Genomic DNA, 15,308 nt, shown 5'->3' on the forward strand with positions numbered 1-15,308 from the left:
ACTCCTGTCAATGGCCGCTATGACCTGCATGGCCGTGGCTTTCACCATACCCCCGCAGGCTGTTGTACGTCATCACCTGGTGCCGGGTCAGAACCGGCCCCAGAGCAAGATGGGCGGAAAGATGCGTGTGCCGCAGTTCGGCACGGGCCCGTTCGGCTGCGCCCAGCAGCTCGACAAGCCTGTCTTCGTCGATCTTGCCGCTGGCAAAACTCGTGTCCAGAGCGGTCTCGGCCGCGATCAGGGCCTGACCCTGTTCGACCGCCTGCGCGCGCATGGCGTCATAGATCGCCTGCACCTCTTCCAACTGTTCGTCGCTCAGATTCAACTCGTCGGCCAGGTCCAGCACATGTCGCGGGCCGGGCCAGCCATTCAGCTCGGCCGGCTTTGCCAAGCCCCAGCCGGCGCCTGCGCGCAGCTGAGTGAGATCCTCGGCGGAAAAGGACGTCACTTCCCGCTCCTGCTGACCGGCATAGGGCACGGTCTGCGCCGACACGGGGCCGGCGGCCAGAACCAGGAACAGAAGAACGCCCGCCCGCATCAGATCTCGTCCGCAAAATGTTTCATCACCAGCCGGATCGGGTTCGGTGCCGCCTGCCCCAGCCCGCAGATCGAGGCATCGACCATCACCTGGCACAGATCCTCGAGCAGGTCGGTATCCCAGCGCTCGGCCTGCATCAGCTGCACCGCCTTCTCACAGCCCGCCCGGCAGGGCGTACACTGGCCGCAACTCTCGTCCTCGAAGAACCGCAGCATGTTCAGCGCCGCGTCGCGCGCGGTGTCCTTGTCCGACAGGACCACCACGGCCGCCGAGCCGATGAAACTGCCCAGCGGTTGCAGCGTGTCGAAATCGAGCGGGACGTCGTCGATATGGGAGGGGAGAAGACCCGACGACGGCCCGCCCGGCTGATACGCCTTGAAGCTGTGACCCTCGGCCATGCCCCCCGCCGCATCAATAACGTCCAGAATGGTCGATCCCGCCGGCAGCAGATAGACGCCGGGCTTCGCCACGCGCCCCGACACCGAATAGCTGCGCAGCCCCTTGCGACCGTTCTTTTCAACCGAGTTCAGGATCTGCGGCCCCTCGCGACAGATCCGCGCGACCCAGTAGAGCGTCTCGACATTGTGCACCAGCGTCGGCCGGTCAAAGATACCCACCTGCGCCACGAAGGGCGGCCGGTGGCGCGGCAGGCCGCGCTTGCCCTCGATTGACTCGATCATAGCACTTTCTTCGCCGCAGATATAGGCGCCCGCGCCCCGGCGCAGGTCGATATACCCCGGCGCCACCAGCCCCGCGCCCTCCAGCGCCACAATCTCGCGCCGCAGGATCTCCAGCACCGCCGGATATTCGTCGCGCATGTAGATGAAACAGGTCTCGGCCTCGACCGCCCAAGCGGCGATCAGCATGCCTTCGAGGAAGAGATGCGGCGTGCGCTCCAGATAGTACCGGTCCTTGAAGGTGCCGGGTTCGCCCTCGTCGCCGTTCACCGCCAGGTAACGCGGCCCCGCATTGGCCCGCACGAACCCCCATTTGCGGCCCGAAGGGAAGCCCGCGCCGCCCAGGCCGCGCAGCCCCGCGGACAGCACGTTTTCCTGCACCGCCTGCCAGTCGCCATTGTCGCGCATCGCCTTCAGGCTCTCGTACCCGCCCTCGGCCACATAGGCATCGAACGCCTGATAGTCGGGCAGATGCGCATGGGTGTCGCCCGCCGCAATCGCCGCCTGCACCTTTTCCGGCGTGGCCTGGTCGATATGGTTATGGCCGATCTCCAGCACCGGCGCGGTATCGCAACGGCCCATGCAGGGCGCCCGCAGCACCCGCACCTGCGCCGGGTCCAACCCATCCTCCAGCGCCTTTTGCAACTGCGCGGCACCCGCCATTTCGCAGCTGAGCGAATCGCAGACCCGGATGGTCAGCGCGGGCGGCGGTGTCTGGCCTTCCTTCACCACGTCGAAATGCGCGTAGAAGGTCGCGGTCTCGTAGACCTCGGCCTGACCCACCTTCATCTCCCAGGCCAGCGCCGCCAGATGGTCGGCGGACAGGTGGCCATGGGCATCCTGGATCAGATGCAGAAACTCGATCAGCAGGTCGCGCCGACGCGGCCGGTCGCCCAGCAGGCGCTGCACGTCTGCCAGCGCCTCGTCCGAATAGATGCGGCCCTTGGGCGTACGCCGCCCCTTGCCCTTGCCTGATTTCCAGACGCCCCGTTCGTCGCCCGACGGCTTGCTGTCCAATGGTGCCATGATGCCCTCCGATCAGAGCCCGTGTGTCATCAGCCCGACATATCGTCAAATCGTCATTCTGAATTGCACGATAACGACACCTTATCATCTCAAAGAGGTCACCACAGCCCTCAGCGCCGCCACCGTCGGCAATTCCGGATCGCGCTGCAAGGTCGCCATGCAGATCGGTTTCGACACCACCGGCTCGACCAGCGGCAGCACCCGGCAGCCATCGAGATCGCCCAGCGCCCGCATCAGAACGCGCGGCACCACCGCCGCCGCCAGCCCCTCGCGCGCCATCACCATCGCGGCGGTGAACCCGCTGGTTTCGGCCACGATGCGCGGATGCAAGCCCTGTTCGGAAAATATCCGATCCAGGATGCGCCGGTTCTGCATCTGCGGCTCCAGCAGGCACAGCGGAAATTCGGCCACCCGCGCCCAGGGAATCGGCCCGGTCGCATCGGTCATGTGCCCGGGCACCAGCAGCACATATGTCTCCTCGTACAGCGGCTGCACATGCCGCAGATCGGTGCCGATACTGTCGCCATAGGTGATGCCCGCGTCGATGGTGCCGTCGTCCAACCCCTGCTGAATCGCGGTCGAGGACATCGAATCGATCCGCGTGACGATGCGCGGATGCGCCTGGTGCAGCCTCCGCACCAGCCGTCCGGTAAAGGCCAGCGCAGTCGGAATCACCCCCAGAACCAGCGCACCCGAGATCTCGCCCCGGATCGCCGCCACCTCCTGTTCCAGCGCCCGCGCATCGCCCAGGATACGGCGGGCGCGGCGCACGATCATCTCGCCCTCCTCCGTCAGACCCTGAAACCGGTTGGCGCGGCGCACGATGGTCACGCCCAACCGATCCTCCAGGTTGCGGATGCGCATGGAAAAGGCCGGTTGCGAGATGCCGCAATCCTCGGCCGCCTTGGCAAAGTGGCGATGCCGCGCCAGGGCGCTGAGCAGTTGCAGGTCGCGCAGTTCGATCAAATGCTCTGCTCCGGTTACATGTTTGCCCGACAATAGCGCAGGCGCGCGCGGACGGAACCCTCCTTCCGCACAGGCCGCCGCGAGGGATTGACACGAATCGAAGCTCGGACCTATCGTTAGCACACTAACAAGTATAGCAACGCACGTACGGGACCGATCCAAGGATGCATTATCACGCGCCCGAGACACTGGATGATGCCCTTGGCCATCTGACGGCCGGCAATGTGACCATCGTGGCGGGGGGCACCGATGTCTATCCCGCGCGCGGGGCCGCGCCGCTGAAACGCGACCTGCTCGACATCACCCGCATCGGCGCCCTGCATGGCATCACCCGCGGACCCGGCGGCTGGCGCATCGGCGCCGCCACCACCTGGACCCGGATCGCCCGCGCCGACCTGCCAGCCGCCTTTGCCGGGCTGCAAGCCGCCGCGCGCGAGGTGGGCAGCATCCAGATCCAGAACGCGGGCACCATCGCGGGCAACCTCTGCAATGCCTCACCCGCTGCCGATGGCGTGCCGCCGCTGCTGACACTCGATGCGCAGGTGGAACTGGCCTCGATCAAGGGCCGGCGGACCCTGCCACTATCCGAATTCCTGACCGGCGTCCGCCGCACCGCGCTGCAACCGGCCGAGATGGTCACCGCCATCCTGCTGCCCGATCCCCCTGCCCATGCAACCGGTGCCTTCGACAAGCTCGGATCGCGCCGCTACCTGGTGATCTCCATCGCCATGGTCGCGGTCGTCATCGGGCGCGACGCCAGCGGCCATATCGACCATGCGCGCGTCGCGGTCGGCTCCTGCTCGCCGGTGGCGCAACGGCTGACCGGGCTGGAAAATGACTTGATCGGCCAGCGGCCCGGGGATATTCGCGTCACCCCCGCGCATCTCACCCCGCTTTCGCCCATCGACGACGTGCGCGGCAGCGCCGGATACCGGCTGGATGCGGTGGCCGAACAGATCGCCCGCGCCATCCGCGCCGCAGGAGGACATTGATGGACCGGCCCTTGTCCACAACAACAGATTTCACCCTGAACGGCGCGCCCGCCCACGCCACTCCGCAACCCGGCGAGCGCCTGTCGCGGATGCTGCGCGAGCGCTGCGGCGCGCGTGAGGTCAAGGTGGGCTGCGACGCGGGCGATTGCGGCGCCTGCATCGTTCTGGTCGACGGCGCACCGGTCTGCGCCTGCCTGACGCCCGCGCATCAGGTGGCGGGCCGCCGGGTGGACACGCTCAAGGGGCTCGCCTCCGATCCGGTGGCAGAGCGCCTTGGCGGCAGTTTCCTCGCCCATGGCGCGGCGCAATGCGGCATCTGCACGCCCGGCATGATGGTCGCCGCCACCGCGCTATTGCGCGAAACCCCGGCGCCGACCGAGGCGCAGGTGCTGGATGCGCTTGGCGGCGTGCTCTGCCGCTGCACCGGCTATCGCAAGATCATCGAGGCGGTGATGCAGGCAGGCGCACCTCTGCCCGCCCCCGTTCAGGGTGACGGCCATTCCGGCGCTGCCATTCCCCGGCTCGACGGCGCGGGCAAGGTGGCGGGAACCGAGGCTTATGGCGACGATGTTGCCCCCATGGGCACGCTGGAAATCATGCTGGTCGGCGCGCCGTACCCCCGCGCGGCCGTCACGCTGGGCGATATCGACAGCTGGCACCGCGCCAACCCCGGCGTGGTGGCGGTGCTGACCGCCGCCGACGTGCCGGGCCGCAACCGATTCGGCGTGATGCCGGGGTTCGAGGATCAGCCCGTGTTTGCCGAGGCCGAAACCCGGTTTCGCGGCGAGCCCGTCGCCGCCATCGTCGCCCCGCCCGATCTGGCCGCAACGCTCGACCTCACCCTCTTCCCGGTCACCTGGACCCAGCTTGACGCGGTGGAAAACGTCACCGAGGCCACCGCCCCCGGCGCGCCCCTGTTGCACCCGGACCGGGCGGGCAATGTCATGGTCACCGGTTTTGTCGCCTGTGGCGATGCCGAGACGGCGCTCTCTGCCTCCGACGTGGTGGTCGAAGGGCGCTATGCCACCCCCTTTGTCGAACATGCCTATATCGAGCCCGAGGCCGGCTATGCCTATCCCGACGGCGACAAGGTCGTGGTACACGCCTGCACCCAGGCCCCGGTGCTGGATCGGGACGGGTTACAGATGGTGCTGGGCCTCGGCCCTGATCGCATCCGCATCATCCCCACCGGCGTCGGCGGCGGTTTCGGCTCGAAGCTCGACATGTCGGTGCAGCCCTATCTGGCGATAGCCGCGCTGAAGACGGGTCAGCCGGTGCGGCTGGCCTATAGCCGCGTGCAGTCGATGCAGATGAGCACCAAGCGCCACCCCTCGGAACTGCATCTGCGCATCGGCGCCACGTCCGACGGGCGACTCAAGGGGTTCAGCCTTCAAGGCCGGTTCAACACCGGCGCCTATGCCAGCTGGGGCCCGACCGTGGCCAACCGGGTGCCGGTGCATGGCTCCGGCCCCTATTTCATCCGCGATTACCGGGCCGAGGCGCAGGGCATCCACACCCATTGCCCGCCGTCCGGCGCGTTTCGTGGCTTTGGCGTGCCGCAGGCCGCCATCGCGCAGGAAACGCTGTTCGACGAGTTGGCCGAGAAACTGGGTATCGACCCGCTGGAGTTCCGCCTGATCAACGCGCTGAATACCGGCCAGCCCACCGTCTGCGGTCAGGTCTTTACCCAGGGCGTCGGCATCCGCGCCTGTCTTGAGGCGCTGAAACCCGACTGGACCCGCGAGCGCGCGGCGGCCGAGGCGTTCAATGCCGAGAACAAGACCCTGAAACGCGGCGTCGGCATTGCGGCGGGCTGGTATGGCTGCGGCAATACCTCGCTGCCCAACCCTTCGACCATCAAATGCGGCATCCGCGCGGATGGCACGGTCGTGCTGCACCAAGGCGCCATGGACATCGGTCAGGGCGCCAATACCGTCATCACCCAGCTCTTCGCCACCGCCCTTGGCATTCCCACCCGCCGGATCGAGCTGATCGGCCCCGATACCGACCTGACCCCCGACGCGGGCAAGACCTCGGCCTCGCGCCAGACCTTTGTCACCGGCAATGCCGCAAGGCTGGCGGGGGCGGCGCTGCGCACCGCGATCCTGACCCGCGTCAATGCCGGGCCCGAGGCCACATTGACGCTCGACCAGGGCCGGATCCACGTCAGCGACAATGGCCGTGACCACGTGATCGACCTCACCGAACTTCCCCCAGACAGCGACGGCTATGTCCTTGGCGCCTCCGAGACCTATGACCCGCCCACCAAGCCGCTCGACAAGAACGGCCAGGGCGTGCCTTACGCCCAGTTCGGCTATGCCGCCCATCTGGCGGTGGTCGAGATCGACACACGGCTGGGCACCCTCCGCCCGCTCCGCTTCACCGCGGCCCATGACGTGGGCCACGCGGTCAATCCCGCCCTGGTCGAAGGCCAGGTCGAGGGCGGCATTGCCCAGGGTCTCGGCATGGCGCTGATGGAGGAATACATCCCCGGCCGCACAGACAACCTGCACGACTATCTGATCCCCACCATAGGCGACATCCCCCCGATCCAGACCCTGATCATCGAGGACGCCGACGAACACGGACCCTTTGGCGCCAAGGGGCTGGGCGAACACGCCCTCATCCCCACCGCCCCCGCGCTGCTGAACGCGATCCGCCACGCCACCGGCGTTGCCATCCGCCAGACCCCCGTCACCCCCGCCCGCCTGCGCGCCGCGCTGAAGGAAGCCGGACATGACTGACCGTATCCGCCCCGAAAAGATCCGCTGCGACGCCTGCCCGGTGCTCTGCTACATCGCCGACGGCAAATCCGGCGCCTGCGACCGCTATGCCAACCACGGCGGCGACCTGGTCCGCCTCGACGCGCTCACCGTGATCGAAAGCGGCAGCACCCGCGTCGTGCCTTTCCTCAAGGACGCGCAGACAGGCGATGACTGGGATGGCAACATCGTCCAGCAGAACCGCGCCTTTGTCACTGCCGTGGGCGCCGGCACCACCTATCCCGACTACAAGCCCGCCCCCTTCATCGTCAGCCAGGAGGTCGAAGGCGTCGACATGGTCACTGTCGTGACCGAGGGCATCTTCTCTTACTGCGGCGTCAAGGTGAAGATCGACACCGACCGCCATATCGGCCACGAACGCGACGTGGTGCGGGTCGATGGCGAACCCATCGGCCATGTGATGACCAGCGAATACGGCTCCAAGATGCTGTCGCTGGGCGGCGTCGAACATCTCACCGGCGGGTCCAAGAAAGAGGGCCGCGTCACCTGTGACGCGCTCCTGCGCCTGTGCAATTGCGAGCCGGTCGAGATGGTGATCGGCGAGCCGGGCCATGAAACCACGCTGATCGTGCAGGCGGGCCGCGCCCCCATCATCAACGGGGTCGAGGAAAAGCTGATGCGCGTCGGCTGCGGTTCTGCCGCCATCGGCATGTTCGCCAAGCAATGGCTCGGCCATGCCGATGACGTGGTGGTGGTCGACGACCACATCACCGGCGTGCTCAGCGAGCATCAGGCGGGCAAGATGCTCGACGTGCCGCCCACCGGCATCCGCATCAAGGGCCGCCGCTCGACCCCCGGGCGCTATTTCCAGGTGGCCGATCCCGGCACCGGCTGGGGTGGCACGAATGTCGAGGATCCGCTGATCATTCTTGACAGGTTCAAGCCCGATGTGGCCTGGCCCGGCCTGCGGCTGATGATGGTCTCCACCACCGGTGAGCAATTCGCCTATTACGAGCTGGACGCCGATCTGGTGCCGCAGCCGGTGCCGATTCCCGAGAAACTGCGCGCCTCGGCGGAACTCATCGCGGAAAACTGCGAACCCTCGGTCTGTTCGGTCCTGTTCATGGGCGGCGCGGGCGGCTCCTTGCGCGCGGGCGTGACAGAGAACCCGGTGCGGCTGACCAAATCGGTGAAATCCTCGCTCACCCACGTCTCCTGCGGCGGGGCGGCGGCCTATGTCTGGCCCGGCGGCGGCATCACCGTGATGGTGGACGTGACCGAGATGCCCTCGAACTCCTTCGGCTATGTGCCCACGCCCGCGCTGGTCGCGCCGATCGAATTCACCATGCGGGTCAGCGACTACGGCACGCTCGGCGGCCATGTCAGCGAAATCAAACCGGTGGCGCAGGTGGTCTCGGAACGCGACCGCAAGCTGGCCAAGCGCGAGAAACAGCCCGACCCCAACGCACGCGAGAACTATCGCTGGTCGCGGGGGGATGCCGGATGACCACAGCCGTCGCCGCCCTTCTGCCCGATGGCAAACGGCTGCATTTGCAGCACGGGCCTATCGACCTGATCATCGGGGCCGAGGGCGGACCGGGCGCGCGCGAGAACTATCGCTGGTCGCGGGGGGATGCCGGATGACCACAGCCGTCGCCGCCCTTCTGCCCGATGGCAAACGGCTGCATTTGCAGCACGGGCCTATCGACCTGATCATCGGGGCCGAGGGCGGACCGGGCGCGCGCGAGGCGGCATTCTCCGCCGCGACCGCGCGGTTCCAGACGGTGCTCGGCGAACTGGTCGATGAACTGCCGCTCCTGAAAACGGAACTTGCGCCCGACGAACCCCTGCCCCTCGGCCCGGTGGCCCGGCGCATGGATGCCGCCTGCCGCCCATTTACGGCCCTGCGGCTCACCCGCATGGCCGCCGTCGCAGGCGCCGTGGCCGACGAGGTGCTGGCCGCGATGCTTCTCGCCACACCGCTCGACCGCGCCTATGTGAACAACGGCGGCGACATCGCCCTGCACCTGACAGGTGACGCCTGCTTCACCCTCGCCATGGCCACGCCCGACGGGCGCGACCTGGGCCGGATCTCGGTCGGCGCAGGCGACGGGATCGGCGGCATCGCCACCTCGGGCCTCGGCGGGCGCAGCCAAAGCCTCGGCATCGCCGAGAGCGTCACGGTGCTGGCGCGCAGCGGCGCCGTCGCTGATGCGGCGGCCACGCTCATCGCCAACGCGACCGACCTGCCCGACCACCCCGCGATCCGCCGCGCCCCCGCCCACACGGTGAAGGACGACAGCGATCTGGGCGACAGGCTGGTGGTCACGCATTGCGGCCCGCTCACCGGAATAGAGGCCGAAACCGCCGTACAAAACGGTCAATCGCTGGCTGAAACCCTGTACAAAACGGACAGACTCCGTGCCGCCCACTTGTACTTGCGCGGTCACGCCGCCACCGTGGGCGCGTATCAGACGATAACCCCGACCCGCTGGGAGACCCTTGAACATGCCTGACGTCATCGTGCGCAAGACCGTGTCTGCGCTGGAGGAAATCTATCACGAAGGCGGGCCGGTGGCCGAGACACCGCTGCGCCGGGCCTCGGTCATGACGATCATAAAGAACCCGTTTGCCGGGCGCTATGTCGTTGATATTCAACCCTTCATGGAAGACCTCAAGCCACTGGGCCTGAGCATGGCGCAACAGCTTCTGGATATGCTGGGCGGCCCCGACAACATCCAGGGCTACGGCAAGGGCGCGCTGATCGGCGAGGCGGGCGAGCTGGAACACGGCGCGCTCTGGCACGCGCCGGGCGGCTACGCCATGCGGCAACTGCTGGGCAAGGCCAACGCCATCGTCCCTTCCGCCAAGAAAGTCAGTGGCTTAGGCTCACGGCTCGACGTGCCGATCACCCATATCAACGCGGCGTACGTGCGCAGTCATTTCGACAGTATGGAGGTCGGCTGCAACGACGCGCCCCGCGCCGACGAGATGGCACTGATGCTGGTCATGACCACCGGCCCGCGCGTACATTCCCGCTCGGGCGGGCTGGAGGCCTGGCAGATCAAGGGAGAGGACGGACTGAGATGACCAAGATCCGCAAGATCGCTGTAATCATTGAAGAAACCCGAATCGAAGCGGGTCGCGAGATCGACCCGCCCACCCGCAAGGCGGTGGCCGTGGCGGTGATCGAGAACCCGTTTGCCGGGCGTTATGTCGATGACCTGACCCCGCTGATGGACACCGGCGCCGAACTGGGCGCGCTTTTGGGCGAGCGCTGCGTGCAGGCGCTGGGCATCCGCCCGGAACAGGCTGAAAGCTATGGTAAATCCGCAATGGTGGGCGAGAACGGAGAGCTGGAACACGCCGCCGCCATCCTGCATCCCAAGCTGGGCGCCCCCCTGCGCAAGGCGGTGGAAAAAGGCGCGGCGCTGGTGCCCTCGTCCAAGAAGATGGGCAGCCCCGGACAGGTGCTCGACGTGCCGCTGGGCCACAAGGACGCGGCCTATGTCCGCAGCCATTTCGACGGGATCGAGGTGCGGCTGAACGATGCGCCGCGCGCCAATGAAATCATGGTCGCGGTGGCCGTCACCGACAGCGGCCGCCCCCTGCCGCGCGTCGGCGGGCTGACCCATGCCGAGGCAGAAGGCAAGGACGGATTGCGCTAACATACTGACACCAATTTACTTTCCCGATCAAACCTGCAGAAGTCGGAGCAACCGGCCGCATCTATCGGATCAACAGGAGGACTGAAATGACACTGATCAGACGTACCGTTCTGGGCGCTCTGGCCGCATTGCCGCTGGCGGCACTGTCGCCGCAACTGGCCCGCGCCGCAGACACAATCGTGCTGGGCGAGGTGAACAGCTATACCCGCCTGCCCGCCTTTACCGAGCCCTATCGCAAGGGTTGGGAACTGGCCGTGGAGCAGATCAACGCCAACGGTGGCGTGCTGGGCAAACAACTGGAGGTTATCGCGCGCGACGACACAGGCGACCCGGCCACCGCCATCCGCATCGCCGAGGAACTGATCGCCAAGGAAGGCGCGGTCATGATCTTCGGCACCTTCCTGTCCAACATCGGCCTTGCCGTCGCGGATTTCGCCAACCAGAAACAGGTGTTTTTCCTGGCCTCGGAACCGCTGTCGGATGCGCTGGTCTGGTCCAAGGGCAACAGGTACACCTACCGCCTGCGCCCCTCGACCCATATGCAGGCCGCCATGCTGGCCGAACAGGCGGCCAAGCTCGACGCGGTGAAATGGGCCACGGTCGCGCCCAACTATGCCTATGGGCAGGACGCGGTAAAGGCGTTCAAGGAGGAGCTATCGCGCCTGCGCCCCGACGTGGAGTTCGTCGAGGAGCAGTGGCCGCCGGTGTTCAAGATCGACGCCGGCCCCACCGTGCGCGCGCTCGAAGCCGCCAAGCCAGACGCGATCTACAATGTGACTTTCGGCGGCGACCTGGCCAAGTTCGTGCGCGAAGGCTCGTTGCGCTATCTCTTCGACGACCGCCCGGTCGTGTCGCTGCTGACCGGCGAGCCGGAATATCTGGAGCCGCTTCAGGGCGAAACCCCGAATGGCTGGATCGTGACCGGCTATCCGTCGACCGACATCGACACGCCCGAACACAAGGCATTCGCCGAGGCGTATATCGCCAAGTTCGGCGAGGCGCCCAAGACCGGCTCGATCGTGGGCTACAACTCGGTCCTGTCGATCGCGGCAGCCATCACCAAGGCTGGATCGACCGAGACCGAGGCCATGCTGGCCGCGATGGAAGGGCTTGAAGTGACCTCCAGCCCGACCGGTCCGTTCATGTTCCGCGCCGCCGACCACCAGTCGACCATGGGTGCCTATGTGGGCAAGACAGCTCTGGTCGATGGCCAGCCCAAGATGGTGGACTGGTTCTATGCCGACGGCGCGGCCTACCTGCCGTCCGAAGAAGAGGCCGCCAAGCTGCGCCCGGCCGAGTAAGCCAAGACTGCCCGAGGGGCCACGTGCTCCTCGGGAACCCGACCAGACCAAGGAAAGACCGGCCGAATGGGCTTTTATCTCGCACAATTGCTGACGGGACTGGCAAACGCGTCCTCGCTGTTTCTGATCGCCTCGGGGCTGTCGATCATCTTCGGGGTGACCCGGATCGTGAACTTCGCTCATGGTTCGTTCTACATGCTGGGGGCCTATCTGGCCTATACGCTGGTCACCACATTGAACGGCGGCATCCTGGGCTACTGGTTCAGCGTGCTGGTCGCTGCCTTGATCGTCGGCGGCATCGGCCTGCTGGTCGAACTGACGATCCTGCGCCGCATCTACCGGGCGCCGGAACTGTTCCAGCTGGTCGCCACATTCGGCGTAGTGCTGATTGTACAAGACGCAACGCTGGCGATCTGGGGTGCCGAGGATCTGCTGGGCCCGCGCGCGCCCGGCCTCGACCGCGCCGTGCGCCTGATGGGCGAGCCGATCCCGGAATACGATCTTGCGCTGATCGCCATCGGCCCCGCCGTGCTGGCCGCGATCTGGTTGCTGTTCCACCGCACCCGCTGGGGAATTCTGGTGCGTGCTGCCACCCAGGACCGCGAGATGGTGGGCGCCCTGGGCGTCAACCAGGCCTGGCTGTTTTCGGCCGCCTTCGTGCTGGGCTCGGCCCTGGCCGGGCTGGGCGGCGCGCTGCAAATCCCGCGCGAAGCAGTGTCGCTGCAGATGGATCTGTCCATCATCGGTGAAGCCTTTGTGGTGGTGGTGATCGGCGGCATGGGCAGCGTGACGGGGGCCTTTGTCGCCGCAGTTCTGATTTCGGTCCTGAATGCCTTTGCCATCCTGATCTTTCCGCAGATCTCGATCGTGTTGCCCTTTGTCGTCATGGCGGTGGTGTTGATCGTGCGCCCCTATGGCCTGTTCGGCCGGCCCGGCAGCGAACATGGCGGCGCGGAAGAGCCGGAACAGCCGCTGCGGCTGCTGGACCAGAAATCGACCATGGTGCTGCTGGCGCTGGTGGCGGTGCTTGGCTTCAGCCCGGCAGTGGTTTCGGACTTCACCACAATCCTGCTGGTCGATGTGATGGTCGCCACGCTTTTTGCGGTGTCGCTGCATTTCATGATGGGGATCGGTGGCATGGTCAGCTTCGGCCACGCGGCCTATTTCGGGGTCGGTGCCTATGCGGCGGCGATGGCGGTCAAGCTGCTGGGCTGGGGCATGCTGCCTGCCATGGCGCTGGGTCCGATCGCGGCAGCGCTGGCGGCGATTTTCTTCGGCTGGTTCTGCGTGCGCCTGTCGGGCGTCTACCTGGCGATGCTTACCATGGCGGCGGCGCAGATCCTGTGGGGTGTCACCTTCCAGTGGCAGGATGTCACCGGCGGCGATGACGGGATTCTGGGCGTCTGGCCAGCGAAATGGGCGGCGTCCGACCGGGTCTTCTTCTACGTTGCGTTCATCCTTTGCCTGGGCGGTATCTGGGTACTGAGGCGGGTTGCGCATTCGCCCTTCGGCTACACGCTGCGCGGCATCCGCGACAGCCGCATCCGGGCCGAGGCGATCGGGGTGGACACGCGGTTTCACCAATGGATGGGCTTCACGCTGGCTGGCACGCTGGCGGGCATGGCAGGTGCGGTATTCGTGTTCTCCAAAGGCTCCGTCTTTCCCGACGCGCTCAGTATCGGGCACAGTATCGACGGGTTGATCATGGTTCTGCTCGGCGGCATCCACGCGCTGGGTGGTCCGGTCTATGGCGCCATGGCGATGGTGCTGATCGAGGATTGGGTCAGCCGTCTTGATTACTGGCGCTTCATCTTCGGCGGCATCATCCTGACCGTGGTGCTGCTGGCCCCGGACGGAATCGCGGGCGGCGTGCGGCGACTGGGGCAACTGGTGCGGAGGGATGCGGCATGACCCCGGTCCTGCAAGTACGCGGCCTGAGCAAGAGCTTTGGCGGCATCAAGGCGGTACAGGACGTGAGCTTCGACCTGCACGCCGGCGAATTCCTGGCCCTGATCGGCCCCAACGGCGCCGGCAAGACCACCTGTTTCAACATGCTGAACGGGTATCTCGCGCCCAACGCGGGCTCGGTCAAGCTGAACGGGCGCGAGTTGATAGGCACGCCTCCACGCCGCATCTGGCGGCTGGGGGTCGGTCGGACGTTCCAGATCACCGCGACATTCCTGTCGATGACGGTGCTGGAAAACGTGCAGATGGCGCTGATCTCGCATCACCGCCGCATCTACGACCTGTTTTCGCGCGCGACGCGGATGTACCTGGACGAGGCGATGGCACTGCTCGACCTGGTGTCGATGCGCGAACAGGCAGGCCGGCCCTGTTCGGAACTGGCCTATGGCGATCTGAAGCGGCTGGAACTGGCGATTGCACTGGCCCATGACCCGGCCCTCCTGCTGATGGACGAACCCACTGCCGGCATGGCCCCGTCCGAGCGCGTGGCCCTGATGGCGCTGACGGCCGATATCGTGGCGCGCGGGCATGTCTCGGTCGTGTTCACAGAACATGACATGGACGTGGTATTCGCCCACGCGCACCGGATTCTTGTGCTCAACCGTGGCCAATTGATCGCCGAAGGCAGCGGCAGCGAGATCCGCGCCAACCCGCTGGTGCAAGAGGTCTACCTGGGCGGCGGCCGTCTATTCGAGAAGGAGGGCCAGCATGCTTGAGATCGACGGGCTGACCGCCCGCTACGGGCGGGCGCAGATCCTGAATGGTGTGTCGCTGACGCTGGGCCGCAACGAGGTGGTGGCGCTTCTGGGCCGTAACGGTGCGGGCAAATCAACAACGATGAAATCGGTGATGGGGCTGGTGCGCCAGACCGGCGGCAGCATCCGGCATGACGGGTGGGAAATCCGGGGACGGGCGTCGCATGTCATCTGCCGCGCGGGCATCGGTTATGTGCCGGAAGACCGGCGCATCTTTGGGGAACTGACGGTGGACGAAAACCTCGAAGTTGGCCGCCGCCCGGCCCGCGAGGGCGCGCCGCACTGGAAGACAGATCACCTGTTCCAGCTGTTCCCGAACCTCGCCGAACGGCGGCGCAACCTAGGTAAGCAATTGTCGGGCGGGGAGCAGCAGATGCTGACCATCGCACGGACGCTGATGGGCAATCCATCGCTGGTGCTTCTCGATGAACCCAGCGAAGGGATCGCGCCGGTGATCGTGGAGCAGATGGCCAATGTGATCTCGGAACTGAAACGCGAGGGCCTGTCCGTGCTGATCTCGGAGCAGAACCTGCACTTCGCGCGCGAGGTCTCGGACCGCGCCTATATCATCGAAAAGGGAACGATGCGCTACGAAGGGGGTTTTGCCGAACTTGACGCGAACCCCGACATTTCGACCAAGTATCTCGCGGTCTGAACGGTGGTGCCCCAGAAGGCACCTGGGAACCGGACACGATCC

At 66.4% G+C, this 15,308-nt stretch carries 14 protein-coding genes; 11 read left to right on the forward strand and 3 right to left on the reverse strand.

The window, feature by feature from the left end; genetic code table 11:
* Nucleotides 1-7: 7 nt before the first annotated feature.
* The 3 genes from BLT75_RS19910 to BLT75_RS19920 form a co-directional block, all read right to left on the reverse strand.
* A complete protein-coding gene (locus BLT75_RS19910) occupies nucleotides 8-538 on the reverse strand; it encodes a Spy/CpxP family protein refolding chaperone (protein WP_093036155.1) in 531 nt (176 codons plus the stop codon).
* Complete coding sequence (locus BLT75_RS19915) at nucleotides 538-2,241, reverse strand: NAD(P)H-dependent oxidoreductase subunit E (protein WP_093036158.1); 1,704 nt, start codon at nucleotides 2,239-2,241, stop codon at nucleotides 538-540. The genes BLT75_RS19910 and BLT75_RS19915 overlap by 1 nt, the downstream gene beginning before the upstream one ends.
* Nucleotides 2,242-2,325: 84 nt before the next feature.
* Entirely contained in the window at nucleotides 2,326-3,207 is an 882-nt protein-coding gene (locus BLT75_RS19920; protein WP_093036161.1) for a LysR family transcriptional regulator, read from the reverse strand.
* 164 nt (nucleotides 3,208-3,371) lie between these two features.
* Between BLT75_RS19920 and BLT75_RS19925 the strand changes: the two genes are divergently transcribed.
* The 11 genes from BLT75_RS19925 (at nucleotide 3,372) to BLT75_RS19970 (ending at nucleotide 15,266) form a co-directional block, all read left to right on the forward strand.
* On the forward strand, nucleotides 3,372-4,199 hold the full coding sequence (locus tag BLT75_RS19925) for an FAD binding domain-containing protein (protein ID WP_093036163.1): 828 nt from the start codon (nucleotides 3,372-3,374) through the stop codon (nucleotides 4,197-4,199).
* Nucleotides 4,199-6,943, forward strand: coding sequence for a molybdopterin-dependent oxidoreductase (locus BLT75_RS19930; RefSeq protein WP_093036167.1), 2,745 nt, complete (start codon nucleotides 4,199-4,201; stop codon nucleotides 6,941-6,943). The genes BLT75_RS19925 and BLT75_RS19930 overlap by 1 nt, the downstream gene beginning before the upstream one ends.
* A complete protein-coding gene (locus BLT75_RS19935; RefSeq protein ID WP_093036170.1) occupies nucleotides 6,936-8,429 on the forward strand; it encodes a 6-hydroxynicotinate reductase in 1,494 nt (497 codons plus the stop codon). Before BLT75_RS19930 ends, BLT75_RS19935 begins: the two co-directional genes overlap by 8 nt.
* Entirely contained in the window at nucleotides 8,426-8,566 is a 141-nt protein-coding gene (locus tag BLT75_RS24165) for a hypothetical protein (protein ID WP_218128981.1), read from the forward strand. The genes BLT75_RS19935 and BLT75_RS24165 overlap by 4 nt, the downstream gene beginning before the upstream one ends.
* Nucleotides 8,563-9,438 carry a UPF0280 family protein gene (locus BLT75_RS19940; RefSeq protein WP_093036172.1) on the forward strand — a complete coding sequence of 292 codons (876 nt, stop codon included), beginning with the start codon at nucleotides 8,563-8,565 and terminating at the stop codon, nucleotides 9,436-9,438. Before BLT75_RS24165 ends, BLT75_RS19940 begins: the two co-directional genes overlap by 4 nt.
* Nucleotides 9,431-10,012, forward strand: a complete 582-nt coding sequence (locus tag BLT75_RS19945; RefSeq protein ID WP_093036175.1) for an amino acid synthesis family protein — start codon at nucleotides 9,431-9,433, stop codon at nucleotides 10,010-10,012. The genes BLT75_RS19940 and BLT75_RS19945 overlap by 8 nt, the downstream gene beginning before the upstream one ends.
* On the forward strand, nucleotides 10,009-10,590 hold the full coding sequence (locus tag BLT75_RS19950) for an amino acid synthesis family protein (RefSeq protein WP_093036178.1): 582 nt from the start codon (nucleotides 10,009-10,011) through the stop codon (nucleotides 10,588-10,590). The genes BLT75_RS19945 and BLT75_RS19950 overlap by 4 nt, the downstream gene beginning before the upstream one ends.
* 86 nt (nucleotides 10,591-10,676) lie before the next feature.
* Nucleotides 10,677-11,891 carry an ABC transporter substrate-binding protein gene (locus tag BLT75_RS19955; RefSeq protein WP_093036181.1) on the forward strand — a complete coding sequence of 405 codons (1,215 nt, stop codon included), beginning with the start codon at nucleotides 10,677-10,679 and terminating at the stop codon, nucleotides 11,889-11,891.
* 66 nt (nucleotides 11,892-11,957) lie between these two features.
* Nucleotides 11,958-13,802, forward strand: a complete 1,845-nt coding sequence (locus BLT75_RS19960; RefSeq protein ID WP_093036184.1) for an ABC transporter permease — start codon at nucleotides 11,958-11,960, stop codon at nucleotides 13,800-13,802.
* Complete coding sequence (locus tag BLT75_RS19965; protein WP_093036187.1) at nucleotides 13,799-14,572, forward strand: ABC transporter ATP-binding protein; 774 nt, start codon at nucleotides 13,799-13,801, stop codon at nucleotides 14,570-14,572. Before BLT75_RS19960 ends, BLT75_RS19965 begins: the two co-directional genes overlap by 4 nt.
* Nucleotides 14,565-15,266: an ABC transporter ATP-binding protein gene (locus tag BLT75_RS19970; RefSeq protein ID WP_093036190.1), complete on the forward strand. Its 702-nt coding sequence runs from the start codon at nucleotides 14,565-14,567 to the stop codon at nucleotides 15,264-15,266. Before BLT75_RS19965 ends, BLT75_RS19970 begins: the two co-directional genes overlap by 8 nt.
* Nucleotides 15,267-15,308 lie beyond the last annotated feature (42 nt).

The organism is Ruegeria marina (genome assembly GCF_900101475.1).
GTDB lineage: Bacteria > Pseudomonadota > Alphaproteobacteria > Rhodobacterales > Rhodobacteraceae > Ruegeria_B > Ruegeria_B marina.